This window comes from Achromobacter xylosoxidans A8 (assembly GCF_000165835.1).
In the GTDB taxonomy this organism is placed as follows: Bacteria; Pseudomonadota; Gammaproteobacteria; order Burkholderiales; family Burkholderiaceae_B; genus Achromobacter; species Achromobacter xylosoxidans_B.
Window position 1 is genome coordinate 30,636 of record NC_014642.1, and the last position, 23,776, is coordinate 54,411.

At 66.4% G+C, this 23,776-nt stretch carries 22 protein-coding genes; 11 read left to right on the forward strand and 11 right to left on the reverse strand.

All coding sequences use genetic code 11. The features are described from left to right. Positions 1 to 16: 16 nt before the first annotated feature. Together AXYL_RS35370 and AXYL_RS35375 are read right to left on the reverse strand one after the other, a co-directional pair. Positions 17 to 310 (reverse strand): hypothetical protein, encoded by a 294-nt coding sequence (locus tag AXYL_RS35370; protein WP_223306574.1) that lies wholly within the window; start codon positions 308 to 310, stop codon positions 17 to 19. Continuing rightward, positions 238 to 642, reverse strand: a complete 405-nt coding sequence (locus AXYL_RS35375) for a hypothetical protein (protein ID WP_237710070.1) — start codon at positions 640 to 642, stop codon at positions 238 to 240. The genes AXYL_RS35370 and AXYL_RS35375 overlap by 73 nt, the downstream gene beginning before the upstream one ends. A gap of 189 nt (positions 643 to 831) precedes the next feature. Between AXYL_RS35375 and AXYL_RS32985 the strand changes: the two genes are divergently transcribed. Further along, positions 832 to 1,284 (forward strand): PaaI family thioesterase, encoded by a 453-nt coding sequence (locus AXYL_RS32985; RefSeq protein ID WP_013397147.1) that lies wholly within the window; start codon positions 832 to 834, stop codon positions 1,282 to 1,284. Next, positions 1,281 to 2,447, forward strand: a complete 1,167-nt coding sequence (locus AXYL_RS32990) for a CaiB/BaiF CoA transferase family protein (RefSeq protein WP_013397148.1) — start codon at positions 1,281 to 1,283, stop codon at positions 2,445 to 2,447. Before AXYL_RS32985 ends, AXYL_RS32990 begins: the two co-directional genes overlap by 4 nt. Here AXYL_RS32990 and AXYL_RS32995 read toward each other — a convergent pair. Then, positions 2,424 to 3,215 carry an IclR family transcriptional regulator gene (locus AXYL_RS32995; RefSeq protein ID WP_013397149.1) on the reverse strand — a complete coding sequence of 264 codons (792 nt, stop codon included), beginning with the start codon at positions 3,213 to 3,215 and terminating at the stop codon, positions 2,424 to 2,426. The two genes, AXYL_RS32990 and AXYL_RS32995, sit on opposite strands and share 24 nt — an antisense overlap. A 159-nt stretch (positions 3,216 to 3,374) precedes the next feature. On the opposite strand from AXYL_RS32995, the gene AXYL_RS33000 reads away from it, so the two are divergent. Continuing rightward, entirely contained in the window at positions 3,375 to 4,391 is a 1,017-nt protein-coding gene (locus AXYL_RS33000) for an acryloyl-CoA reductase (protein ID WP_013397150.1), read from the forward strand. Between the two features lie 81 nt (positions 4,392 to 4,472). On the opposite strand, the gene AXYL_RS33005 is transcribed toward AXYL_RS33000, so the two are convergent. From AXYL_RS33005 to AXYL_RS33030, 6 genes are all read right to left on the reverse strand, one after another. After that, a complete protein-coding gene (locus tag AXYL_RS33005; RefSeq protein WP_013397151.1) occupies positions 4,473 to 5,507 on the reverse strand; it encodes a Bug family tripartite tricarboxylate transporter substrate binding protein in 1,035 nt (344 codons plus the stop codon). Positions 5,508 to 5,568: 61 nt separating this feature from the next. Then, the gene (locus AXYL_RS33010; protein ID WP_013397152.1) at positions 5,569 to 6,336 is read right to left on the reverse strand and encodes a glucose 1-dehydrogenase; all 768 of its coding nucleotides are present in this window, start codon (positions 6,334 to 6,336) and stop codon (positions 5,569 to 5,571) included. A gap of 19 nt (positions 6,337 to 6,355) precedes the next feature. Further along, complete coding sequence (locus AXYL_RS33015) at positions 6,356 to 6,832, reverse strand: MaoC family dehydratase (RefSeq protein ID WP_013397153.1); 477 nt, start codon at positions 6,830 to 6,832, stop codon at positions 6,356 to 6,358. Between the two features lie 21 nt (positions 6,833 to 6,853). Next, a complete protein-coding gene (locus AXYL_RS33020; protein ID WP_013397154.1) occupies positions 6,854 to 8,008 on the reverse strand; it encodes an acyl-CoA dehydrogenase family protein in 1,155 nt (384 codons plus the stop codon). After that, entirely contained in the window at positions 7,984 to 9,246 is a 1,263-nt protein-coding gene (locus tag AXYL_RS33025; RefSeq protein WP_013397155.1) for a CaiB/BaiF CoA transferase family protein, read from the reverse strand. Before AXYL_RS33025 ends, AXYL_RS33020 begins: the two co-directional genes overlap by 25 nt. A 138-nt stretch (positions 9,247 to 9,384) precedes the next feature. After that, entirely contained in the window at positions 9,385 to 10,362 is a 978-nt protein-coding gene (locus tag AXYL_RS33030) for a Bug family tripartite tricarboxylate transporter substrate binding protein (RefSeq protein ID WP_041657867.1), read from the reverse strand. Between the two features lie 174 nt (positions 10,363 to 10,536). Here AXYL_RS33030 and AXYL_RS33035 point away from each other — a divergent pair, with 174 nt between their 5' ends. The 8 genes from AXYL_RS33035 to pcaF all read left to right on the forward strand — a co-directional run bounded on the left by AXYL_RS33035 (position 10,537) and on the right by pcaF (position 19,896). Next, positions 10,537 to 11,307 (forward strand): enoyl-CoA hydratase/isomerase family protein, encoded by a 771-nt coding sequence (locus tag AXYL_RS33035; RefSeq protein ID WP_013397157.1) that lies wholly within the window; start codon positions 10,537 to 10,539, stop codon positions 11,305 to 11,307. A 48-nt stretch (positions 11,308 to 11,355) separates the two neighbouring features. Further along, a complete protein-coding gene (locus AXYL_RS33040; RefSeq protein WP_013397158.1) occupies positions 11,356 to 13,374 on the forward strand; it encodes an NADPH-dependent 2,4-dienoyl-CoA reductase in 2,019 nt (672 codons plus the stop codon). Between the two features lie 70 nt (positions 13,375 to 13,444). Further along, the gene (locus tag AXYL_RS33045; RefSeq protein WP_013397159.1) at positions 13,445 to 14,254 is read left to right on the forward strand and encodes an enoyl-CoA hydratase/isomerase family protein; all 810 of its coding nucleotides are present in this window, start codon (positions 13,445 to 13,447) and stop codon (positions 14,252 to 14,254) included. A 58-nt stretch (positions 14,255 to 14,312) separates the two neighbouring features. Next, the gene (locus AXYL_RS33050; protein ID WP_013397160.1) at positions 14,313 to 14,762 is read left to right on the forward strand and encodes a MarR family winged helix-turn-helix transcriptional regulator; all 450 of its coding nucleotides are present in this window, start codon (positions 14,313 to 14,315) and stop codon (positions 14,760 to 14,762) included. Between the two features lie 24 nt (positions 14,763 to 14,786). Next, the gene (locus AXYL_RS33055; RefSeq protein ID WP_013397161.1) at positions 14,787 to 15,536 is read left to right on the forward strand and encodes an electron transfer flavoprotein subunit beta/FixA family protein; all 750 of its coding nucleotides are present in this window, start codon (positions 14,787 to 14,789) and stop codon (positions 15,534 to 15,536) included. Positions 15,537 to 15,538: 2 nt separating this feature from the next. Next, on the forward strand, positions 15,539 to 16,468 hold the full coding sequence (locus AXYL_RS33060; RefSeq protein WP_013397162.1) for an electron transfer flavoprotein subunit alpha/FixB family protein: 930 nt from the start codon (positions 15,539 to 15,541) through the stop codon (positions 16,466 to 16,468). Positions 16,469 to 16,621: 153 nt separating this feature from the next. Continuing rightward, positions 16,622 to 18,688 carry a 3-hydroxyacyl-CoA dehydrogenase NAD-binding domain-containing protein gene (locus AXYL_RS33065; protein ID WP_049797974.1) on the forward strand — a complete coding sequence of 689 codons (2,067 nt, stop codon included), beginning with the start codon at positions 16,622 to 16,624 and terminating at the stop codon, positions 18,686 to 18,688. A gap of 5 nt (positions 18,689 to 18,693) precedes the next feature. Continuing rightward, positions 18,694 to 19,896 (forward strand): 3-oxoadipyl-CoA thiolase, encoded by a 1,203-nt coding sequence (gene pcaF / locus AXYL_RS33070; protein ID WP_013397164.1) that lies wholly within the window; start codon positions 18,694 to 18,696, stop codon positions 19,894 to 19,896. Positions 19,897 to 19,993: 97 nt separating this feature from the next. On the opposite strand, the gene AXYL_RS33075 is transcribed toward pcaF, so the two are convergent. Together AXYL_RS33075 and AXYL_RS33080 are read right to left on the reverse strand one after the other, a co-directional pair. Then, positions 19,994 to 21,781 (reverse strand): acyclic terpene utilization AtuA family protein, encoded by a 1,788-nt coding sequence (locus AXYL_RS33075; RefSeq protein WP_013397165.1) that lies wholly within the window; start codon positions 21,779 to 21,781, stop codon positions 19,994 to 19,996. Next, positions 21,778 to 23,766 (reverse strand): acetyl/propionyl/methylcrotonyl-CoA carboxylase subunit alpha, encoded by a 1,989-nt coding sequence (locus AXYL_RS33080; protein WP_013397166.1) that lies wholly within the window; start codon positions 23,764 to 23,766, stop codon positions 21,778 to 21,780. Before AXYL_RS33080 ends, AXYL_RS33075 begins: the two co-directional genes overlap by 4 nt. Positions 23,767 to 23,776: the final 10 nt, after the last annotated feature.

Here is a 23,776-nt window from a genome sequence, read left to right on the forward strand (position 1 = left end):
TTATCACGCCCTCGATTCAGGCGCGCACCTTTTGCTGATCGCCTGCCACCGTCACGGCTAGAACTTCTTCTAGCACGCGGTGTTCGGTCTCGGGCAGGCTCTCCACACAATCCTCAACGGGGCGCGGCAGCAATCCAAGGCGGCTCATGTGCAAATTGAGCATCAATTGGCGATGGGAGCTCGCAAGCAAATCCGCCTCCTCGTTCGAGTCTGCGGCGAATATGTTCACGCCAACTATCACGTAGGGCGCCGCCATCCACTCCGACGGACGAAAGTTCTTTCGGTAGTAGTCGACCGCTTCGTCAAGCATCCTGGGTGCGAAGTGGGAGGTAAGGGCTTAAGGCAGGCCCATCGCTGCAGCGAGTTGGGCGCCGCACATGCTCGGCCCCAGAATGCAGACCGGCACATCGTGAACACCGGGCACATGATGGACAGGACGCCTGCCGTTGTTGGCAGGTAGTCCATTACTTCAGTGACGTCTTCGGCGAAGTCATTCTCAATGCCACTGCGCCGCAAAGCACGAACGGCGGCGGCGGCGCCGCCTGGAGCTGGCCCCATGTCGAGGTCAATCCGGCCAGGGTAGTGGGCGTTCAAGGTGCCTAACTGTTCCGCAACGACAAAAGGGCCATGGTTGGGGAGCATGATGCCGCCCGAACCCACGCGGATTTGAGAGGATACCGCGGCGATCTGATCGACAGAAGCGGCTTGCAGCTGCGCGCTGCTATTGGTAAATTATGAATATCATTCATAAATATGAATTCAACGTTTTCGTGTAATTAGGCACGAAAACTTAATTCCATCGCAGTCGGGCGATGTGCAACTGGAAAAAAAATGAGTTCCTCACTACTGGAAATGGCCAACCGCATGGTTGACCGCAGCCCATTCAACCGCTGGCTTGGCATGTCCGTGCTAGACGCCGGCCCGCAGGGCATCGTCCTCGCTATCCAGTGGCGCGAAGAACTCATTTCCAACCCCGACATTCGTTCCACCCATGGTGGCATACTGGCCGCGCTGGTCGACGCCGCGGGCGACTACGCGGTCGCGCTGCAATTCGGACATCCGGTGCCCACCATGGACATGCACGTGGACTATCATCGCGTGGCAACGCCGGGCAATTTGCGGGTCGAGGGTCAGATCATCCACCTGAGCAAGCGTTTCGCCACGGCTCAGGCGCGGGTGCTGGACATGGAAGGCCACTTGATCGCCAGCGGACGCGGGCTATACCTGCTGCGTTCGCCCCAGGCCCCCGATGCAACCACCGTTGGCGCCGGGGTACAGGCATGACGGGGCCGCTCCAGGGAATCAGGATCATCGAATTGGCAGGCATCGGTCCTTGCCCAATGGCCGCCATGCTGCTGGCCGACCTGGGCGCGACCGTGCTGCGCGTCGACCGTCCGGAGCCGGCCGCGCTCGGCATCGAGCGGCCGCTGAAGTTCAATCTATTGCTGCGCAACCGCCAGGTCATCGCGCTGGACCTGAAAAACCCAGCGGCTCGCGATCTGCTGCTGCGGTTGGTGGAAGAAGCCGATGCGCTGCTCGAAGGTTTCCGCCCTGGCGTGATGGAGCGCCTGGGCCTGGGGCCCGAGCCCTGCCTGGAGCGCAATCCCAAACTGGTTTACGGACGGATGACGGGCTGGGGCCAGACTGGGCCGCTGGCCCAGGTGGCCGGCCATGATTTGAATTACCTGGGCCTGACCGGCCTGCTGGATGCAATCGGCCGCGCCGGCCAACCGCCCACTCCGCCCCTGAACTTGGTGGGCGATTTCGGCGGCGGCGCGTTGTATCTGGCCCTGGGCGTGCTGGCGGGCATCATCGAGGCGCGCCAGTCCGGCATGGGGCAGGTGGTGGACGCCGCCATCGTCGACGGCGCCGCCTCGCTCGGCACCGCGTTGTTTGGCCTGCATGCGGCGGGGTTGTGGCGCAATGAGCGCGGTGCCAATACGCTGGATTCGGGCGCCTACTTCTACGACGTGTATGAGTGTGCCGACGGCAAATGGGTGTCGGTGGCGCCGCTGGAATCTCGATTCCATGATCGCCTGCTGGAGATCATGGAGATCGACCGGGCCTCGCTGGGTCGGCAGGCCGACCCCGAAGGCTGGCCGCGCGCGCGGGCAATATTGGCCGAACGTTTCAAGACCCGCACTCAGGCGCAATGGTGCGACCTGCTGGGCACGACCGACGTGTGTGTGGCACCGGTGCTTCCCATGGACCAAGCCGGCATGCACCCTCACATGCGTGAGCGCGAGGTGCTGGTGGAGATCGACGGGGTAACGCAGCCGGCGCCGGCGCCGCGTTTCTCGCGCACCGCGCCCGGTCTGCCCACGTCTCCAGTGGCGGCCAGCCCGGCCAGCATGGATGCGGCTCTGGAGAAGTGGCTCGTCCCGCAGGAGCGCGAGCATTGGCGGGGCAGGGTAGGCAGCGGCTCAGCCGCCGGGCATGTGACGTAGAGTTTCGGATGCGTCGGCCGCCACCTCGAGCAGCAACTCGCGCAGCGCCGGCATGGATTCCACCAGCCGGTCGATGGGCGCGGCAATCATGAAGGCATAGGTGGCCGAGCCGTCCGCCTTGACCACGGGCGCGGCGATGCCGGCCGCGCCGGCCACCGCTTCGCCGATGCTTACGGCAATGCCCGAAGCGCGGATCTCGTTGAGCTCCGCCTCGAAGGCCGCCCGCTCCGGCAGGGGCTTGCTGGTCAGGGGTTTGAACTTGGCCGTCTTCAGGTATTTCTTGCACCAGTCCGCATCCTGGAAGGCAAACAGTACCTTGCCGGCAGCCGAGACGTGCAGTGGGCGCTTGGTGCCGATAGGCACGGAATACCGGATCGCCTGCCGGCTGTCGATGCTGTCGATGTAGGTTACGGTCTTGGCCTCTTTATCGATCATTGCCAGGAACACGCTTTCATCGCATTGCGCAGCCAGTTTTTCGACGTAAGGCCGCAGGATGCGGGTGATGCCAGCGCTGGCAAGGACTTCGGCGGACAACTGGAAAATGGAAGGTCCCAACTCGTAGCGCCCGTCGCCATGCATCAGGTACTTGTGCGCCACCAACGGCCGCAACAGCAGCAGCAGGCTGCTCTTGGGCGCTTCCAGCGCACCGCTGAGTTCGGCCAGCGTCACGCCGCCTTCAGTGCGGGCCAGCACCTCGAAAATACCGAGAATGCGTAGCAGGGAACGAGGTTCGGTGGAGGCAGGAGCGGTTTCGGATCGGGTTTTCATGTATGGGCGGGATCAGGCAAGGAGGCGTTCGCGCATTGCATTCATGCATCGCGTTCAGCATCATGAATGATACTTGCAAACCGCGTGTAATTCGGAAAAACGACTCATATAAATATCAACCAACATCAGCGCCAGGCATTGGCCGCAAAGGAACTAACGATGACAAACACACCGCAACACAGCCTGCCCGACCAGAGTGCTTTCCGCGCATTCCAGGTGCGCCAAGGCGCCGGCCTGACGGCGGGCGTCGTGCAGTTGGGCCTGGCTGAGCTATCGCCCGGCGGCGTCCTCATCCGCACCGCCTATGCGGGCGTCAACTACAAGGACGCCCTGGCAACCACCGAACACGGCCGGGTGATCCGCCAGTTTCCGCGCGTGATCGGCGGCGATGCATCCGGCTGGGTGGTGGCGTCGGACAATCCCGCGTTTCGCGAGGGCGACGAAGTCGCCGTGCTGGGACGCGGTTTCGGCGTGGACCATGACGGAGGTTTTTCGCAGTACCTTCGCGTGCCGGCTGATTGGGTGACGCCGCTGCCGCCCGGCATAACGCTACTGGAGGCGGCCGGGCTGGGAATTGCCGGCTATACCGCCGCGCTGGCCGTACATCTGTTGGAGGAAGCGGGAGTGCGGCCGGGACAGGGCCGTGTCTTGGTCAATGGCGCCACCGGCGCCGTGTCCAGCATGGGAATCGAGATGCTGGCGCGACTGGGCCATGGAATCACAGCCGTCAGTTCCAAGGCCGGCCAGGAAGGGCATTTGCGCGCCCTGGGCGCCCATGAAGTGCTGGCCACGGCCGACCTGTCCGATCGCGGCAGGCCCCTGGAAGCGGCGCGCTGGGCTGCGGCGCTGGACTCATTGGGCGGCCAGCATCTGGATTTGATCCTGCGCACGCTTGAGCCGCGCGGCTGCGTGGCCAGCTACGGCAACGTAGCGGGCAACACGCTGACGACCAGTGTGCTGCCGTTCATCCTGCGCGGCGTGCGCCTGATCGGCGTGAATCTTACGTACTACATGGATCTGGAAGCCGAACTGTGGAAGCGTTTGGCCACCGACCTGAAGCCGCAACGCGCCCTGGATCAGGTGCACACCCTGGCGCTGGACGACTTGCCCGGCCAGTTGCAGCGCATGCTGGCGGGCCTGACGGTGGGACGCGCGGTCGTTGATCTGGCCGCCTGAAACGCAGCGGGCGGAGATGCGCATCTCCGCCCGCTGCGCTTCCAGCCGCTGCGCTTCATGAGCGTAGCGCTTTATGACCGTTCAATCCAAAGTAATGCCAGCCCCTTTGATCACCTTGGCCAAAGATCCCATTTCCGACGTCAGGAACACGCCATATTCCCCGGGCGTGGAGGGCGTGGCCTGCGCGCTTTGGTTGGCGAAGAAGACCAGCACTTCCGGATCGGCCAACGCCTTGGCCACGGCGCTGTTGAGCTTGGCGATGACCTCGGGCGGCGTGCCCGCCGGCGCCATCAGGCCCGACCACGCGGACAGATCCAGGCCCTTGGCCACCGTGGCGTCCAGGGTAGGGACGCCGGGCAGGGTATCCAGCGGCTGTTTGGTTGCAACCGCCAGCGCTTTCAGGCGTCCCGCCTTGATGGCGGGAATCGCGCCCGCCGACGTGGCGAAGTAATAGTCGACCATGCCGGCCATCAAATCGGCCAGCGCGGGCGCTTCGCCCTTGTATGGAATATGCGTGCCCTTGATGCCGACGGCGTCCTCGAACGACAGCGAAGCCAGGTGCGTGACGTTGCCGTTGCCGGCCGATGCGTAGTTGAGCTTGCCGGGATGCGCCTTGGCGTAGGCCACCAACTCCGCTGCGCTCTTGAGCGAAGACTTGGCGGGAACCACCAGCACGATGGGCAGGCTGGCGGTCCGTGCGACCGGGATCAAATCCTTGGAGACATCGTACGAAAGGCGCTTGTTGTACAGCGCCGGGCTCGACGCAATGGAAGACGTGTTGTACAGCAAGGTATAGCCGTCGGCCGGAGAGCGGCTGACTTCTTCGGCGGCGATATTGCCGTTGGCGCCGGGCTTGTTGTCGATCAGGACATTGGCGCCCAAGGTGCTGGACATATGCTTGGCCAGCGTGCGCGCGATTGCGTCGGTGCCTCCGCCGGCCGAGAACCCCAGCACGATCCGTATCGGCCTGGATGGATAGGCGGTCTCGGCGGCGGACGCGAGCGGAGCCGCGCCCAGCATGGCCAGCCCGGCGACGGCAGCGGCCGCGCGGACGACAAAGCCGCGGCGCGAAACGAGCCGCGCAGGGGCAACGAAGAATTGGCTGCGTTGAATCATTTGTCTCTCTGCTGTGTGCGTGGGGTAGGGGCCCCGCACTTTTCTTTTCTGGATAGCCGGATCAGCCGGCCATGGTCAGGCCGCCGGAAACCGACAGCACCTGGCCGGTAATGAAATGGGCATCGTCCGAAGCCAGGAAGCACACCGCGCCGACCACGTCTTCGGCCTGCCCGAGCCGGCCGAACGGAATGGCTTTTTCGAGCGCGCTGCGCAGCTTGGCGCCGCTTTCGCCTTCGCCGGCGAAATCACGGAACAGCGGCGTGTCGGTAGGGCCCGGGCAAACCACGTTCACGTTGATCTGCTTGCGCGCCATCTCGCGTGCCATGGTCTTGGTGAACGCGATGATGCCGCCCTTGCAAGCCGAATAGACCGATTCGCCGGACGAACCGACCCGGCCTGCGTCGGACGCAATGTTGACGATCCGGCCGCGGCCGCGGCTGGCCATGCCGGTCAGCACGGCGTGGTGCAGATTGATCGGACCTTTGAGGTTGATGCTGATGATCTTGTCCCACAGCGCCGGATCGGTGTCCAGGAAGCGCGCCGCATGGTCCCAACCCGCGTTGTTGACCAGCACGTCGACCGGTCCGAGTTCGCCTTCGACCTTGGCCACGGCAGCTACTACGCCGGGATGGTCGGTAATGTCGACCCGGTAAGCGGTGGCGTGGCCGCCCGCCGCCCGGATTTTCGAGGCAGCTTCGCCCGCCGCGCCCTCGTTCAAGTCGAAAATGGCGACCTTGGCCCCCTCTTGGCCGAAACGCGCGCAAAGCGCCGCGCCGATGCCGCCGCCGCCGCCGGTGACGATCACAACTTTGTCTTTCAGTCCTTTCATCGTTAGTCTCCTTTCTGATCTATTGGGTACGGCACTTGATCATGCGCAGCGGCGTGTAGGTCATCACCACGGAGCCATCCTGCTTGACCACCTTGTTGAATGTGCGCACCAGGGCGCGCCCCGGGCGGCTATTGGAGCGGCGGGCTTCGATCACCTCGCATTCGACGTGGATGGTGTCGCCGGCGAAGACCGGTCCCTTGATGTCCAGCTCCATGTTGAGGAACGCGTAGCCGGTCTTCTGCATGGTGGACTGCGTCAGCAGACCCTCCGACACGCCGTACACCATCGAGCCCGGGGCCAAGCGGCCCTTGATGTCCGATTCATGCTTGATGAACTCCATGTCGGTGAACAGCACTTCCGTCATGTGGATGACGTTGATGAACGCGCATATGTCGGCGTCCTGGATGGTGCGGCCCACGGTCTTGAACTTGCGTCCGATGGGCAGGTCTTCGAAATACATGCCCAGGCCTACGGTTTCGATTTCTTCGCGGCTCATGAATGTCTCCTTGCAGGGGGGTTACTTTTTGGCGGGACGGCCCAGCAGGCCGTTCGAAATGATGTTGCGCTGGATCTGGTTGGTGCCTTCGATGATCTGCAGCACCTTGGCGTCCCGGAAATAGCGGTTGATGGGGTACTCGGACGAGATGCCGGCGGCGCCGAACAACTGCACGGCGTCGGTGGCGACTTTCATGGCGGTGTCGGAGGCAAAGCACTTCGCCATGGCCGCCACCGGCGCCAGTTCGCTCGCCGGCGCGCCGCTATCGACCAGCGACGCGGCGCGATATACCAGGTGTCGGGCCGCTTCGGTCTGTATGGCCATGTCGGCCAGCATCCAGCGCACGCCCTGGAATTCGCTGACCTGCTGGCCGAAGGCCGCGCGGTTGGTGACAAACTCCACGGCGTGGTCCAGCGCGCCCTGCGCCAGCCCGACGCCGCGCGCCCCGATGAGGGGGCGGCTGGCGTTGAAGGCCTCCATCACCGCCCTGAACCCGCCGCCCAGCATGTTTTCCTCGGGCACGAAAACGTTGTCCAGGAAGAGAGGGCAGGACGGCACACCGCGCGCGCCCATTTTTTCTTCCTTGCGGCCCACTTGCAGGCCCGGCGTGCCTTTCTCGACGACGAACAGGCTGATGCCGTCTTTTTCGCCTTCGCGATACTTGGCCGCCACCAGGATGAAGTCGGCGATGTCGGAATTCGTGCACCAGATCTTTGCGCCGTTGAGCGTGAAGCCGCCGTCGACCTTCTCGGCGCGCGTCTTGATGCCGCTGACGTCAGAACCGCTCTGGGCTTCGGTGGTGGAGAAGGCGCCGCGCAGTTCGCCGCTGGCCAGCCCGGGCAGGAGCCGGGCTTTCTGCGCTTCGGTGCCGCCATGCAGGATGGCGCCGAAGGGCACCCACTGCACCAGCAGCAGGTAGGCCGTGTTGTAGCAGACGCGGCCGAACTCCTCGATGGCCAGGCAGGCCGACAGCATGCTTCCCGCGCCGCCGTATTGCTCGGGAAAAGGCAGGGTGAAAAGCCCCAGATCCTTGAGCAGCTCAAACATGTCGTGCGGATACTCCGCCGTGCTGTCGATCTCGTTGGCGCGCGGCGCCACCTTTTCGCGGGCGACCCGCCGGATCAGGTCCTGGATCTGGCGCTGGTCGTCGTTCAGTGCGTACTGGCTGTGTTGCATGCGATGTTCCTGGTTTCGATGATGCGGGCGGCCTCCAGCGCCGCGATGTCGTCGGGCGACCTGCCCAGCAGCGCGGAAAGCACCTCAGCGGTGTGCTGGCCGCGCAGGGGCGGGGCAAAGCGGTACTCGACCGGCGTGCCGGACAGCCTGATCGGGTTGGCCACTACGCTGACCGTCGTGCCGCCGGGATGCGGCATCTCCACGCGCAGGCCGCGATGCACCACCTGCGGGTGTTCGAAGACTTGCGCGTAGTTGTTGATAGACCCGTTGGGCACTTCCGAATTTGCCAGGAGGCCCAGCCAGTGCGCCGAGGGTTGGGAGCGGAATATCGCCTCCAGCGTTTCGACCAGCGCGGCCCGGTTCACGTTGCGGTCGGGCATGCTAAGAAAGCGCGGATCGCCGGCCAGTTCAGGCGCGCGGATCAGCGCGCACAGCTTCCGGAACTGGCCATCGTTGCCGCAGCCGATGATGATGTGGCCGTCTGCGGTGGCGAAGGTCTGGTACGGTGCCAGGTTCGGGTGCTCGTTGCCCCAGCGGCGCGGGATGGCGCCGCTGGCGAAATAGCTGGCGATCTGGTTGGCGCCGAAATTGACCACGGTATCGAGTAACGCCACGTCGATGTGCTGGCCCAACCCCGTCGCGTGGCGGCCCTCGATGGCCGTAAGAATGCCGATGGTGGCGTTCAACCCCGTAAGCACGTCGGCCACGGCGATGGCCGATTTCATCGGCCCACCGCCCGGCTTGTCGTCGCGTTCGCCGGTAATGCTCATCAGCCCGCCTTCGCCCTGGAAGATGAAGTCGTAACCGGGCAGGTGGGAATAGGGGCCATCCTGTCCGTACCCGGTTATGGAGCAATAGACCAGGCGCGGATTTAGCTCGCGCAGCTCGGCATACGACAGGCCGTAGCGGGCCAGGTCGCCCACCTTGTAGTTCTCGACCAGCACGTCGCTTTGCTGCGCCAGCTCGCGCACAAGCGCCTGGCCTTGTTCGGTCGCGATATCGATGGCGATGGAACGCTTGTTGCGGTTGGCCGACGTGAAATAGGCCGAATCGCCGACGCGCTCGCCGGATTCATTATTGATCCAGGGCGGTCCCCAGTGCCGGGTGTCGTCGCCTAGCACGGGGCGCTCGACCTTGATGACGTCGGCGCCCATGTCCGCCAGCATTTGGGTGCACCATGGGCCGGCCAACACACGGGTGAGGTCCAGGATGCGCAGATGGGATAGAGATCCAGGCATGTCGCTTGCTCTGATTGAACTGTCGTTCATATTTACGAATGATGTTTATGATTCTATATACGAAGCCGATCGGGCACAATCGATTTTCCCGGTTTCGGTGGCTTAATACAACATGATGTTGATATATGAAGCAAGAATTCAATCCAACTGGATGCCCGAGTCCTGCACGACTTTCTTCCATCGTTCGATCTCGGCGCTCAGGAAAGTCCGGAACTCCTGTGGCGATGTGGCCTTGGCCACCGCGCCCTGCGACGCCAACCGTGCCGTCACCTCGGAGTCCTTCAGCGCCACGACATAGGCATGGTTCACGCGCGCGATCACCTCGGGCGGCGTGCCGGCGGGCGCCATCAGGGCCTGCCATGCGCCCATCTGGAATCCGGGCAATATCACTTCCGAGGCCGTCGGGACGTCCGGCAACAGGGCAGAGCGCTGCATGCCGGTGACGGCCAGCGCCTTGACGCGGCCGTCCCTGACGTATGGATACGCCGAATTGATCGGATCTGCGAATAGGTCGAGACGGCCTGCGACGAAGTCCGGGAACGCTCCTGCGCCTCCCTTGTACGGAATATGCGTGGCCTCGATGCCGGCCGCCTGCAGCAGTACGAACATGGCGAGGTGCGTCAGGTTGCCGGTGCCCGAGGAGCCGTAGTTGAGCTTGCCGGGGTGCTGCCTGGCATACGCCTTGAGATCCGCCACATTGGCCACGCCCAGCGGATTGCTCGCCATGATCAGCAACGGCTGGTCGATCAGCAACGATACCGGCTCCAGGTTCTTGTCCAGGGCGTACGAAACCTTCTGGCCGAACGCGGCGGTAAAGCCTAGGGCTGAGGTACTGTGCAATAGCGTGTAGCCGTCGGGCGCCGCCTGGGCCACGGTCTCGGCGCCGATATTGCCGTTCGCCCCGGGCCGATTCTCCACCACAACCGGCGTGCCCAGGCTGGCCGACACCTTTGTTGCTAGCAGGCGCGCGACCTGGTCGGTGGCGCCGCCGGCCGCGAACGGCACGATCACCCGAATGGGCTTGGACGGATAGACCGCCTCAGCGGCGGCCGGGGCGAGGGGGGCGAGAATCAATCCGCCGACGAGCGTGGCGGCCAGCATGTACGTGAACTTCATGTCTGTCTCCTTTGTGTGTTGGTGTGCGGCCTGCTTCAGGTCGCCCCAATCGTTCATATAAATGAACATCATTCATTATTATATCTGCACGAACGATATCGAATGCGATTTTTTCTTTACAAGGTTGACTGGATTGAATCATGATATTGATATAAATACGTACCGGAGACAGACATGACCGTAACCACTACTTTTCGAGACCGGCTGGCCGTGATCGAACTGAACCGCCCCGAGGCGCTGAACGCACTGAACGCGCAGACACTGGCTGAGTTGGACGCCGCGCTCGACGAGGTGGAGGCATCCGACAGCAAGGCCATTGTGTTCACTGGCGCCGGCGATAAGGCGTTCTGCGCCGGCGCCGATATTGCGGAGTTGCAAAAGCGCTCGCTGGCGGAGCACCTTGCCAACGCGCGACTGGGGCAATCGATCTTTGATCGCATCCACCAATCGGCGCGGCCCAGCGTGGCGGTCATCCATGGATTCGCGTTCGGCGGCGGGCTGGAGCTGGCGCTGGCCTGCACCTTCCGCATCGCCACGGCCAGGGCAAAGATGGGCCTGCCTGAACTCAAGCTGGGCCTGATCCCGGGTTATGGCGGCACCCAGCGCCTGCCGCGGCTGATCGGCGAATCGCGCGCGGCCGAATTGATTCTCTCCAGCGCCACCGTGTCCGCCGAGGAGGCGCTGCGCATCGGCCTGGTCAATCGCATCGTGGAAGACGGCGCGCCGGCCGACCTCGGCAGCGCCTATATGGCGCCGTTCGTCGCGCAGAGCAGAGTGGCCATGTCGCTGGCGCGCGAAGCCATGCGCCGGGGCCTGGACGGCACGCTGCCCGCCGGGCTGGCCATCGAGGCCGACCTGTTCGCGCTGTGCACCGAGTCGAACGACGGGGCCGAGGGCATCGCCGCCTTTCTCGACAAGCGCGCCGCCGCCTTCACCGATTCGTAAGCGCCTCGCCGTTGCGCCGCTCCCACCCCCGATACGCGGAAAACCGACATGCATACCTACCGGAACCTGCTCGAGCCCTATGATTTCGGCTTCCTGAAGCTGCGCAACCGCATGGTCATGGGCGCCATGCACACCCGCATCGAGACGCTGGACCAGCCGGTGCAGCGGCTGGCCGAATTTTTCCGCGAGCGCACCCGCGGCGAAATCGGGCTGATCCTCACCGGCGGCTTCGCGCCCGACCTCGCCGGCCGCATGGAAGAAGACGCGCCGGTGCTGGACAGCCCGGACCAGCTGGCCGTGCATCAGGCGATCTGCCGCGCGGTCCACGAAGAGGGCGGCCGCATTGTGCTGCAGATCCTGCATGCCGGACGCTACGCCAGGCATGCTCTGTGCGTCGGCCCTACCGACCAGCGCGCGTCCATCAACCGGTACGTGCCGCGCACCATGAGCGCCGCGGACATCGCCGCGACCGTGCAGGCCATCGCCAACACGGCTCGGCTGGCGCGCGAAGCCGGCTACGACGGCGTCGAAATCATGGGCTCCGAGGGCTATCTGCTCAACGAGTTCGTCAGCCTACGCACCAATACCCGCGACGACGCCTATGGCGGCGGCTTCGAGCGGCGCATCCGTTTCCCGCTGGAGACGGTGCAGGCGGTGCGCGCCGCGGCCGGCCGAGATTTCCTGCTGGTCTACCGGATATCCGCCATCGATCTGGTCGAAGACGGGCTGACGGGCGCCGAGACCGCGCAGTTCGCCGCGCGCCTGCAACAGGCCGGCGTCGACATGCTCAATACCGGCATCGGCTGGCACGAATCGACCATTCCCACCATCGCCGCCTCGGTGCCGCGCGCCGGCTGGGCCTTCGCCGTGCGCAACATCAAGCAGGCGGTGTCGATTCCCGTGATCGCGTCCAACCGCATCAGCACCCCGCAGACGGGCGAGCAGTTGCTGGCCGACGGCGTGGCGGACTTCGTCTCGATGGCGCGGCCCTTGCTGGCCGACCCGGAGTTCGCCGCCAAGGCGCGCCAGGGCCGCGCCGACCTGATCAATCGCTGCATAGCTTGTAACCAGGCCTGCCTGGACCGCATCTTCACCGAGCGCAGCGCATCCTGCTTGGTCAATCCGCGCGCCGGGCGCGAGCTGGATTACCCGCGCGGCCGGGCCGGCGCGCGCCAGCGCATCGCGGTGATAGGCGGCGGTGCGGCGGGCATGGCTTTCGCCGTCTACGCCGCCGAGCGCGGCCACGCGATCACGCTGTACGAAGCCGAAGCCGAGCTGGGCGGCCAGCTGAATCTGGCCCGGCGCGTGCCCGGCAAGAGCGAGTTCGACGAAACCCTGCGTTATTTCCGCGCGCGCCTGGCCGAGCTGGAGGTGCGCGTCGAACTGGGCAGGCGTGTGACGGCCGCTGAACTGCGCCAGGCCGGCCACGACGCCGTCGTGGTGGCCACCGGCGTGGCGCCGCGCCGTCCCGACATCGAGGGGCTGGACCACGCCAAGGTGGGGTTCTACGACGAGGTGCTGTCGGGCCGGCGCAAGGTGGGCCAGCGCGTCGCCATCATCGGCACCGGCGGCGTCGCCTTCGACACCGCCGCCTTCCTGCTGGCCGAGGCCGACGAATCCCTGTCGCCCGAACTATTCACTCGCCACTGGGGCATCGACGCCACGCTGCGCAGTCCCGGCGGCCTGGCCGCGCCGGCGCCGCAAAAGGCAGGCCGCTCGATCCACATGCTGCAACGCAGCCTGGACAAGCCGGGCGGCCATCTGGGCAAGAGCACCGGCTGGATACTCAAGTCCCGGCTGCGCCGCGCCGGCGTGCAGACGCTGGCCGGCGTGACCTATCACCGCATCTGCGATGCCGGCCTGGAGTATTCCTGCGACGGAGTAACCCAGGTCCTGCCGGTGGACGATGTCATCGTCTGTGCCGGCCAGCTCTCGCGCGACGAGATCAGCCTGGCGCTGGCGGGGTCCGGCCTGCGAGTCGCCAGGATTGGCGGCGCCCGCCATGCCGTCGAACTGGACGCCGCCCGCGCGATCGAGGAAGCCCTGCAACTGGCCCAAAGTTTCTGACCGCAATCCCGGCCCGCCGGCCACCGGCGGCCGATCTCATCCATGTTTCCAACCCTGGGAAGACACTCTCATGAACGACCGTTACGCCTCCTATACCCGCCTGAAATTCGACCGGCCGCACCCCAAGGTGCTGCGCATTACGCTGGCCTCGCCACTTAAAATGGGCGCGATGGACGCGGCCATGCACCGCGAAGTCTCCGAAATCTGGCGCGATGTGGACGATGATCCCAGCGTCTCGGCCATCATCATTACCGGAGAAGGGCGCACGTTCTCGGCCGGCGGCGACCTCAACCACGAGCGCAAGGGCGCGGACGACTACGAAATCCGCATGCAGACGATGAAAGAGGCGCGCAATATCGTCTTTGGCATGATCAACTGCTCCAAGCCGATCGTGAGCGCGGCGCGCGGCTGGGCGGTGGGCGCCGGCCTGGCCTGCGTGATCCTGGCCGATATCTCCATCGCCGCCAAGGACGCCCGCTTTTCGGACGGACATCTGAAGATCGGCGTGGCAGCCGGCGATCACGCCACTATTATCTGGCCCTTGCTGTGCGGCATGGCCAAGGCCAAGTATTACCTGTTGACGGCTGACAGTTTTACCGGCGAAGAAGCCGAACGCATGAACCTGATCTCGCTGGCGCTGGATGATGCCGAAGTAGAGGCCAAGGCGGTGGAGGTGGCGTCGCGGCTGGCCGACGGCGCGCCGGGCGCGATCCGCTGGACCAAGCACGCGCTCAACAACTGGCTGCGGCAGGCCGGTCCGATCTTCGAGGCTTCGCTGGCGATGGAGTTCATCGGCATGGCCAGCCCGGAAGGCAAGGAAGGCATGGACGCCTTCCTGCAAAAGCGAGCGCCGCAGTTTCCCGCCGACACGCCGTTCTGAGCGCAACGGACCGATCGAGTAATCTCGAACCCTTTCTGTTGCAGAGGGCGACAACATCGTGACTAGCAATTCCGGCGCCGATATCCACAACCGGCTGTTTTTCCGGTTGTTCCAGTTGGGGAATTCCCTCCAACGACAGGCGGTTAAGGAGCTGGGCATCAGCACCGTCCAATGGGCGGTGCTGGGCGCGCTCACGCGTCCGCAGGTGTCCAGCGGCATGACCTTCGGCGAACTGGCCGACTATCTCGTGGTGAGCCGGCAAAGCCTGGACGGCGTGCTCAAGCGGCTCGAACGCGAGGGCCACGTGCAGCGCGTACCCGACCCGGACGACCGGCGCGCGCGCATTGTGATCCTGCTGCCCGCCGGCAAGCTTTTCTGGGACGAAATCCAGCCCTCCATTTACGAGTTTTACCGGCAGGCGATGCAGCACTTTCGCTTCGATGACAGCGTGGCGTTCGTGCACTTCCTGAATCGCCTGCAACACGATATTTCCGACGTGCGGCTGTGAAGCCCATTCATCCAGAGGAATTCCATGAAAATCCTGGTACCCGTCAAGCGCGTGGTTGACTACAACGTCAAGGTGCGCGTCAAGTCTGATCAAACCGGCGTGGATATCGCCAATGTGAAGATGTCCATGAACCCCTTCGACGAAATCGCCGTCGAAGAAGCGACCCGCCTGAAGGAAAAGGGCGCGGCCACCGAAGTCGTGGCGGTTTCCTGCGGCGTTGCGCAGTGCCAGGAAACGCTGCGCACGGCGATGGCCATCGGCGCCGACCGCGGCGTGCTGGTCCAGACCGATGCCGAACTGCAGCCGCTGGCCGTGGCCAAGCTGCTGAAGGCGCTGGTCGACAAGGAACAGCCCCAACTGGTGATCCTGGGCAAGCAGGCCATCGACGACGACGCCAACCAGACCGGCCAGATGCTGGCCGCGCTCCTGGACTGGCCGCAAGCCACGTTCGCCAGCAAGGTCGAACTGGCCGACGGCAAGGCCACCGTGACGCGCGAAGTGGACGGCGGGCTGGAAACGCTGACGCTCAAGCTGCCGGCCGTCGTCACCACCGACCTGCGCCTGAACGAGCCGCGCTACGTCACGCTGCCGAACATCATGAAGGCCAAGAAAAAGCAGTTGGACACCGTCACGCCGGCGGACCTGGGCGTTGACCCCGCGCCGCGCCTGAAGACGCTGAAGGTCAGCGAGCCGCCCGCCCGCAAGGCCGGCATCAAGGTGGCCGATGTCGCGGCCCTGGTGGACAAACTCAAGAATGAAGCGAAGGTGGTCTGAACATGACGACGCTGGTTATTGCTGAACACGATAACGCCCAGCTCAAGGGCGCAACCCTGAACGCCGTCGCCGCCGCCGCCAAGATCGGAGGCGACGTGCACGTGCTGGTCGCCGGCGCCAATGCGCGCGCCGTGGCCGACCAGGCCGCTCAGGCCGCTGGCGTGGCCAAGGTGCTGCTGGCCGACGCCCCGCAACTGGCCGACGGCCTGGCCGAGAACCTGGAAGCCCAGGTGCTGGCCGTGGCCTCGGGCTACAGCCACATCCTGTTCCCGGCGACTGCCTCGGGCAAGAACGTGGCGCCGCGCGTGGCGGCCAAGCTGGACGTGGCGCAGATCTCGGACATCATCGGCGTGGAATCGGCCGATACGTTCCAGCGCCCGATCTACGCGGGCAACGCGATTGCCACTGTGCAGTCGGCAGATGCCGTGAAGGTCATCACCGTGCGCACCACCGGCTTTGACGCCGTTGCCGCGCAGGGCGGTTCGGCTGCGGTCGAAGAGATTGCCGCCGTGGCCGACTCGGGCCTGTCCTCGTTCGTGGGCCGTGAAGTCGCCAAGAGCGATCGTCCTGAACTGGCCGGCGCGCGCGTGGTGGTGTCGGGCGGCCGCGGTCTGGGCAGCGCCGAGAACTTCAAGATCCTGGATCCGCTGGCCGACAAGCTGGGCGCTGCCCTGGGCGCTTCGCGCGCCGCGGTGGACGCGGGCTACGCGCCTAACGACTGGCAAGTCGGTCAGACCGGCAAGATCGTCGCGCCGCAGCTGTACGTGGCAGTCGGCATCTCGGGTGCGATCCAGCATCTGGCCGGGATGAAGGATTCGAAGGTCATCGTGGCCATCAACAAGGATCCGGAAGCCCCGATCTTCGGCGTTGCCGATTATGGTCTGGAAGGCGACCTGTTCCAGGTCGTGCCGGAATTGGCCGGCGCGCTGTAGGCGCCAGTCCGACAGCACACGGAGGCGCCCGGGCAGGGCGCCGGCCGCGGCCGCAATCTCCACGATGTGGTCATTTGCAGCATTCTCATTTGAGCCACGGGGCGGCTTGATCTGAAATCTCTGGGCGCACGTCGCGCGTCGCAGAGGTTTTAAATGACAGAAGCAATCAAGAGCCCAGTCCGGACCCACCGTGCCGGCGACGTATGGGTAATGGAAATCGACAATCCGCCCGTAAATGCCACCTCGTACGCGGTGCGCATCGCGCTGGTGGAGGGCATCAAGAAACTCGACACGGACCCCACCCTAGTGGCCGGCGTGCTTGCCGGCAGCGGCAAGACGTTCGTGGCCGGCGCGGATATCCGCGAATTCAGCGATTCGGTGTCGCGCCAGCCCATGCTGGGCCTGGTGATAGACGACCTGATGGCGTGCAGCAAGCCCGTCGTGGCCGCCATACACGGATTCGCGCTGGGCGGGGGCTTGGAGTTGGCCTTGGGCTGCGATGCGCGGATCGCCAAGCGTGGCGCCATCGTCGGCCTGCCCGAGGTGACGCTGGGCATCCTGCCGGCCGCCGGCGGCACCCAGCGCCTGCCGCGCTGCGTGGGCCTGGGCCGCGCCATGCAACTCATTTGCTCGGGTGAACGGTACACGGCCGAGCGCGCCCTGCAATGGGGCCTGGTGGACGAGGTCGTCGAGGACGGATTGCTCGAGCGCGCCATCGCCAAGGCGCGTTCGATGCAGGGAACCAAGCGCGATCTGCTGGACCTGCCGATGCCGGCCGAGGAGCCCTCGGCCATCGAGGCCGCCGAGCGTCAGGTCTTGCGCGCGGGCAAGCACCGTCCGGCGGTCGTTACCGCCATCGAATCCATCAAGAACGCCGCGCGGCTGCCCAAGCAAGACGGCTTGCAGGCCGAGCGGCGCTACTTTCAGGAACTGCGCCTGACCCCGGACGCGTTCGGGCTGCGCCATCAGTTCTTCGCCGAACGCGAGTCGCTCAAGGTGCCGGCGCTGGCCGGCGTGGCGCCGCGGCCGGTGCAGACCGTGGCGGTGATCGGCGCCGGCACCATGGGCACCGGCATCGCCATCAGCGCGCTGCAAGCCAAGCTGGACGTCATCCTGCTCGAGCGCGACGAGGCGGCGCTGCAACGTGGCCACGAGCGCATCCAGGCGCATTACGCGCAACGCGTCGCGGCCGGCAAGACTGACCAGGCGCAGGCCGACCAGTCGCTCGCGCGGCTGTCGGCAACCGTGGATTGGACACAGGTGGCGCGCGCCGACCTGGTGATCGAAGCTGTGTTCGAGCAGTTGGAGGTCAAGCAGGAAGTCTTTCGCATCATCGACCGCCATGCGCGGCCGGGTGCCGTGCTGGCCACCAACACCTCGTACCTCGACGTGGACAAAATAGCCCAGGCCACCTCGCGGCCCCAGGACGTGCTGGGCCTGCATTTCTTCAGCCCGGCCAATGTCATGAAACTGCTGGAAGTGGTGCGCGGCGCCCACAGCGCGCCCGATGTGCTAGCCACCGGCATGGCGCTGGGCAAACGGCTGGGGAAATCGCCGGTGCTGTGCGGCAACGCCTTCGGGTTCGTCGGCAACCGCATCTACAACGTCTATCGCCAGCAGTGCGAACTGATGCTGGAAGACGGCGCCTGGCCGGAAACCGTGGACCAGGCCCTGGAGCAGTTCGGATTCGCGATGGGGCCGTTCTCGGTCGGAGACCTCGCGGGACTGGACATTCCCTGGGCCATGCGCAAATCGCAGGCCGCCACACGCGATTCGCGCGTGCGCTACGTGGACATCCTGGACAAGCTGTGCGAACTGGGCCGCTACGGCCGCAAGACTGGCGCCGGCTACTACCAGCACACCGGCGACAAGACCGCCGGGCGGACCAGCGACGCGGCGGTGCGCGCCATCATCGAGGACGCATCTCGGCGCCGCGGCATCGAACGCCGCGAACTGGGCGCCGAGGAAATCCAGCGCCGTGCCATGCTGGCCTTGGTCAACGAGGCGGCCTGGGTCATGCACGAGGGCATCGCCACGCGCGCCAGCGACATCGACGTGGTGCTGGTCCTGGGCTACGGATTCCCGCGCTGGCTGGGCGGCCCGGTCCATTGGGCGCGCCAGCAGGACCGCGCCCGCCTGACCCAGGACTTGCACGACATCGCCCGTTCCACCGGCCACGGCTTCAACGTGGCTGACCTTTCTCCTCTTCTGGATCAATAATCGCCATGAACCACGCTTATATCTGTGACGCTATCCGTACTCCCATCGGCCGCTACGGCGGCACCCTGGCCAGCGTGCGCGCCGACGACCTGGGAGCCTTGCCGCTGAAGGCGCTGATGGAGCGCAATTCCGGGGTCGATTGGAACCAGATCAGCGATCTTTATTACGGCTGCGCCAACCAGGCCGGCGAAGACACGCGCAATGTGGCGCACATGGCCAGCCTGCTGGCCGGCATGCCGCTGGAAGTGCCCGGGGCGACCGTCAACCGCCTGTGCGGCTCGGGCCTGGAGGCGATCGGCCTGGCGGCGCGCGCCATCCGCTGCCAGGAGGCCGGCCTGACCATCGCCGGCGGCGTCGAAAGCATGACTCGCGCGCCGTTCGTCATGGCCAAGAGCGAAAGCGCCTTCGACCGCAGCTGCGGCGTCTGGGACACCACCATGGGCGCGCGCTTCATCAATCCGCGCATGAAGGCGACCTACGGCGCCGATTCGATGCCGGAGACCGCGGAGAATGTCGCCGAGCAGTTCGGGATCTCGCGCGAGGCGCAGGACCGCTTCGCGCTGTCCAGCCAGCACAAGGCGCTGGCGGCCCAGAAGGCCGGCCATCTGGCGCGTGAAATCGTCCCCGTCGTGATTCCGCGCAAGAAGGGCGACGCCGTGGTCTTCGAGCAGGACGAGCACCCGCGCGAAACCTCGCTGGAGCAATTGGCCAAGCTCAAGGGCGTGGTGCGCCCGGACGGCACGGTGACGGCCGGCAACGCCAGCGGTCTGAACGACGGCGCCTGCGCGCTGCTGCTGGCCGACGAAGCCAGCGCCACGCGCAACGGACTCACGCCGCGCGCGCGCGTGGTCGCCATGGCGTCGTCGGGCATCGCGCCGCGCATCATGGGCATGGGACCCGTGCCGGCGGTGAAGAAAGTGCTGGCGCTGACCGGCCTGAGCCTGGCGCAGATGGACGTGATCGAGCTCAACGAGGCGTTCGCCGCCCAGGGGCTGGCCGTGCTGCGTGAGTTGGGGCTGGCCGACGACGACGCCCGCGTCAATGCCTGGGGCGGCGCCATCGCGCTGGGCCATCCGCTGGGCGCGTCCGGGGCGCGGCTGGCCACCACCGCGGTCAACCGGCTGCATGCGCTGGGCGGCCGCTACGCGCTGTGCACCATGTGTATCGGCATGGGGCAGGGCATCGCCGTGGTGCTGGAAAAAATCTGAGCGCACAGGCGCCCGAACGGAAGATGACCCGTCAATCAGATTGACGGGCCATCTTTTTTTGGGGCGTGGCGCAAGGCCCCGCGGATGCCGCGAGCGGCTAGCGTTGCACCCAGGCCGCCGGTACCGACAGCGGAAAGTCCAGCAGCATCTGGGCAAAGCTCTTGCCCAGCGGATCGGAGCGCAGGCTGGCCGCGCCGCCGCCGCCCAGCGCCTGTCCCATGACGAAGTTCAGCGCATGGATGCCGGGCACTTCATAGCGCACGACCTCGCCGCGCACCAGGTGCGCGAACCACTCCCGCACGGCCTGCGGCGTCAGTTGCTCGCGCAACAGCGGCAGGAACCTGGGCTCGCGGGCGATGACGCCGATGTTCTCGTCGTCGCCCTTGTCGCCGCTGCGCGCCCAGGCCAGGGCCACCAGCGGCGCCTGGACGCGCGGACCCGGCGCCTCGCCGCCGGCCGGGGCAGGGGCCAGCGGCGCGGCGGGCGGCAGATCGCCGATCTCGGCGCCCACGTCCATCGTTTCCCTGCGCGCACCCAGCGTCACGGCCAGCGGCACCTCGGACTTGTCGACCAGGAACGAGAACACCTTGACCACCTGCTGGATGTCGGCCCGGCCGAACAGCGTGGCACGGGTGCCCGCCGCCATGGAGGTGCCGGCCGAGGCGCATTCGCGCTGGAGGAACCGCAGGGCCTTGGGATCCGGGTGCCTGGCCGCCAGCCGCAGCAGCACCTCGCGGGTCGGCAGCGGCTGCGCTTGCGGGCCGTACAGCGCCTCGCATCCGATCAACTCGATACTGGTTTCGGTGTAGTCCGGATAGCCGTGCTCGGCCAGCATGCGGCGGGTGCGCTGCAGGAGCGCCTGCGCCGTGCGCCGTGCCTTCTCCGGCGCGTCGATGCCACGGATCGCCAGGGCCAGCGCGATCTGGTGGCCGTCCAGCCAGGTGCCATTGCACTTGTACTGGCCACCGGGCGCGCGTCCGCGCACGCCGCTGACGCGGACGTGGTCGGCGTCGAGGGCCTCGATGCGCACGTCGCGGAAATCGCAGGTGACGTCCGGCATCAGGTAGGCGCCCGGGTCGCCGATCTCATACAGGATCTGTTCGGCCACCGCGCCGGGGTGGATGAGGCCGCCCGTGTCCGCCGGCTTGGACACCACGAAGCTGCCGTCCTCGGCGCAATCGATGACCGGATAGCCTATACGGTCCCAGTCCTGCACCGATTGCCAGTCGGTGAACAGGCCGCCGGTGGCCTGTGCGCCGCATTCGACGATATGGCCGGCCAGCGTGCCGCTGGCCAGCCGGTCCCAGTCGGTCCAGGACCAGCCGAACTCATGCACCAGCGGCCCCAGGACCACGGCGCTGTCCACGCAGCGGCCCGTGACCACGATGTCCGCGCCCCAGGCCAGCGCGCGCGCGATACCCTGGGCGCCGATATAGGCATTGGCCGACATCAGGCCGGCCGGCGGCGCCTCGCCGGTGTGCATGTCGGCCAGCCCGGCCTCGGTCCAGGCGGGCATGGCGTGCATGAGGTCGTCGCCGCTCAACACCGCCACCTTGGGATGCAGCCCCTGTTCGGCCGCGACCTGCTGCAAGGCTTCGGCGCATGCGTGCGGATTGAGGCCCCCGGCGTTGGCCACCACTTTGATGCCGCGCGCCAGAATGGTCGCCAGGTGCGGCCCCATGGCCGCCGTCACGAAGTCGGTGGCGTAGCCCGCGCCCGGATTCTTGGCCCGCGCGCGGGACATGATGGACATGGTGGTTTCGGCCAGGTAGTCGTACACCAGGTATTGCAGTCCGGGCACTTCCAGCAGTTGCGGCGTGGCCATGGCCGAGTCGCCCCAGAAGCCGCTGGCGCCGCCGATGCGGACGGTTCGATTCCGGTTCATGCCAGTTCCTCCTTGGCCAGTTCGACCACCTGCACCAGTTTGCCGCCCGCCCGGGCCTGTCCGCCGACCTGCGCGGACAGTTCCGCGATCCGCCCGTCGAACGGCGCGCAAAGGCTGTGTTCCATCTTCATTGCCTCCAGTACGACCAGAACCTGGCCGGCTTGCACCTCGTCGCCCAGCGCCACGTGCACGGCCGCGATGCGGCCGGCCAGCGGCGCGTTCAGCAGGCCATCGCCGCTCTCGGCGTCGCGCGAGCGCCGCGCATCCACCGTCTGGAAGCGCCAGGCCTGACTCTGCATGAAAAGGTGAATATCGTTGCCGTCCGCGGCATACAGCGCCTTGCAGGCCTGGCCGTTGCATTCCAGGCGCCAGAGGCCGGCTTCGGGCGCCTCCAGCAGCAGTATGCGCACCGCCGCCGGGGCGTCGTCGCCGGCGCCCTGCACGGTCGCGTCCACGCCGCCGTCCGCGGGTTGCAGCCGTATCGTCCAGTTGTCGCGGCTGTGCTTCAGTTCCACCCCGAAAGCCAGCCCGCCCAGCTTGCCGGCGCCGGCCTCGGGCCAGCCGCTGGCGCACAGGGCGGCCGTGGCCAGCACGACCGGGTCGGGCGCCGCTTGCGCGAGCGCGCGTTCCATGTGCTGGGCGATGAAGCCGGTGTGGACCTCGCCGGCGGCGAACGCCGGATGCGCCAGGCAATCGGTCAGGAAGCGCTGGTTGCTGGCGATGCCGAGCAAGGCGCAGTCCTCCAGCGCCAGGCGCAGCTTGCGGCGGGCCTCGTCGCGGGTCGCGCCGTAGGCCACCAGCTTGGCGATCATGGAGTCGTAATGCGGCGGGACCGAACCGCCTTCGCGCAGGCCGTGGTCCACGCGCACATCATGGCCCGCGACGGGCGGGCGCCAGCGCAGCACCGGGCCGCTTTGCGGCAGGAAGCCGGCCGGCACGTCCTCGGCGGTCAGGCGCACCTCGATGGCGTGGCCGTGCAGCGCAACGGATTCCTGCTCCAGAGGCAGCGGCTCGCCCGCCGCCACGCGCAGCTGCCATTCCACCAGGTCGAGGCCGGTAATGGCCTCGGTCACCGCATGCTCGACCTGCAGGCGGGTATTCATTTCCATGAAATAGAACTCGCCATTTCGGTCGAGCAGGAACTCCATGGTGCCGGCGCCGACATAGCCGATGGACTTGGCCGCCGCGACCGCGGCCGCACCCATGCGGGCGCGCAAGGCCTCGTCGATGGCGGGCGAGGGCGCCTCCTCGATCAGCTTCTGGTGGCGGCGCTGCACCGAGCAATCTCGCTCGGCCAGGTGGATCACGTTGCCGTGGCCGTCGGCGAATACCTGGATCTCGATATGGCGCGGCTCGATCACCGCGCGCTCCAGTATCAGTTCGTCCGACCCGAACGCGCCCAGCGCTTCCGAGCGCGCGCTTGCCAGCGCGGCCGGCAGCTCGCCGGGCTCCAGCACCAGGCGCATGCCGCGCCCGCCGCCGCCGGCGGCAGCCTTGACCATGACCGGAAGCCCGATGTCGCGGGCCGCCGCCGTCAGCGTCGCGTCGCTCTGGTCCTCGCCCTGGTAGCCGGGCACGCAGGGCACGTGCGCGGCCAGCATCAGCCGCTTGGCGTTGGCCTTGTTGCCCATCGCCTCGATCGCTTCGGGGGAGGGGCCGACGAATACCAGCCCGGCGTCCCTGACCGCCCGCGCGAAATCGGCGTTTTCGGCCAGGAATCCGTAACCCGGGTGCACGGCGTCGGCGCCGCTCCGTAGGGCCGCGGCGATGATGGCTTCGATGTTCAGATACGACTCGCGCGGCGCGGCGGCGCCGACATGCACCGCGCTGTCGGCCTGCGCCACGTGCAGGCTGGCGCGGTCCGCGTCGGAATAGATGGCGACCGTGCGCAGGCCGAGACGGCGGGCCGTGCGCATGATGCGCAAGGCGATCTCCCCGCGGTTGGCGATGAGCAGGGTTTGAAAGGGCCGCAATGGTGAACTCATGTGGAAATCC

Coding starts and splice junctions, on each gene's coding strand:
- AXYL_RS35370 (WP_223306574.1), bottom strand. CDS start 310: ATGCTTGACGAAGCGGTCGACTACTACCGAAAGAACTTTCGTCCGTCG.
- AXYL_RS35375 (WP_237710070.1), bottom strand. CDS start 642: ATGCTCCCCAACCATGGCCCTTTTGTCGTTGCGGAACAGTTAGGCACC.
- AXYL_RS32985 (WP_013397147.1), top strand. CDS start 832: ATGAGTTCCTCACTACTGGAAATGGCCAACCGCATGGTTGACCGCAGC.
- AXYL_RS32990 (WP_013397148.1), top strand. CDS start 1,281: ATGACGGGGCCGCTCCAGGGAATCAGGATCATCGAATTGGCAGGCATC.
- AXYL_RS32995 (WP_013397149.1), bottom strand. CDS start 3,215: ATGAAAACCCGATCCGAAACCGCTCCTGCCTCCACCGAACCTCGTTCC.
- AXYL_RS33000 (WP_013397150.1), top strand. CDS start 3,375: ATGACAAACACACCGCAACACAGCCTGCCCGACCAGAGTGCTTTCCGC.
- AXYL_RS33005 (WP_013397151.1), bottom strand. CDS start 5,507: ATGATTCAACGCAGCCAATTCTTCGTTGCCCCTGCGCGGCTCGTTTCG.
- AXYL_RS33010 (WP_013397152.1), bottom strand. CDS start 6,336: ATGAAAGGACTGAAAGACAAAGTTGTGATCGTCACCGGCGGCGGCGGC.
- AXYL_RS33015 (WP_013397153.1), bottom strand. CDS start 6,832: ATGAGCCGCGAAGAAATCGAAACCGTAGGCCTGGGCATGTATTTCGAA.
- AXYL_RS33020 (WP_013397154.1), bottom strand. CDS start 8,008: ATGCAACACAGCCAGTACGCACTGAACGACGACCAGCGCCAGATCCAG.
- AXYL_RS33025 (WP_013397155.1), bottom strand. CDS start 9,246: ATGCCTGGATCTCTATCCCATCTGCGCATCCTGGACCTCACCCGTGTG.
- AXYL_RS33030 (WP_041657867.1), bottom strand. CDS start 10,362: ATGAAGTTCACGTACATGCTGGCCGCCACGCTCGTCGGCGGATTGATT.
- AXYL_RS33035 (WP_013397157.1), top strand. CDS start 10,537: ATGACCGTAACCACTACTTTTCGAGACCGGCTGGCCGTGATCGAACTG.
- AXYL_RS33040 (WP_013397158.1), top strand. CDS start 11,356: ATGCATACCTACCGGAACCTGCTCGAGCCCTATGATTTCGGCTTCCTG.
- AXYL_RS33045 (WP_013397159.1), top strand. CDS start 13,445: ATGAACGACCGTTACGCCTCCTATACCCGCCTGAAATTCGACCGGCCG.
- AXYL_RS33055 (WP_013397161.1), top strand. CDS start 14,787: ATGAAAATCCTGGTACCCGTCAAGCGCGTGGTTGACTACAACGTCAAG.
- AXYL_RS33060 (WP_013397162.1), top strand. CDS start 15,539: ATGACGACGCTGGTTATTGCTGAACACGATAACGCCCAGCTCAAGGGC.
- AXYL_RS33065 (WP_049797974.1), top strand. CDS start 16,622: ATGACAGAAGCAATCAAGAGCCCAGTCCGGACCCACCGTGCCGGCGAC.
- pcaF (WP_013397164.1), top strand. CDS start 18,694: ATGAACCACGCTTATATCTGTGACGCTATCCGTACTCCCATCGGCCGC.
- AXYL_RS33075 (WP_013397165.1), bottom strand. CDS start 21,781: ATGAACCGGAATCGAACCGTCCGCATCGGCGGCGCCAGCGGCTTCTGG.
- AXYL_RS33080 (WP_013397166.1), bottom strand. CDS start 23,766: ATGAGTTCACCATTGCGGCCCTTTCAAACCCTGCTCATCGCCAACCGC.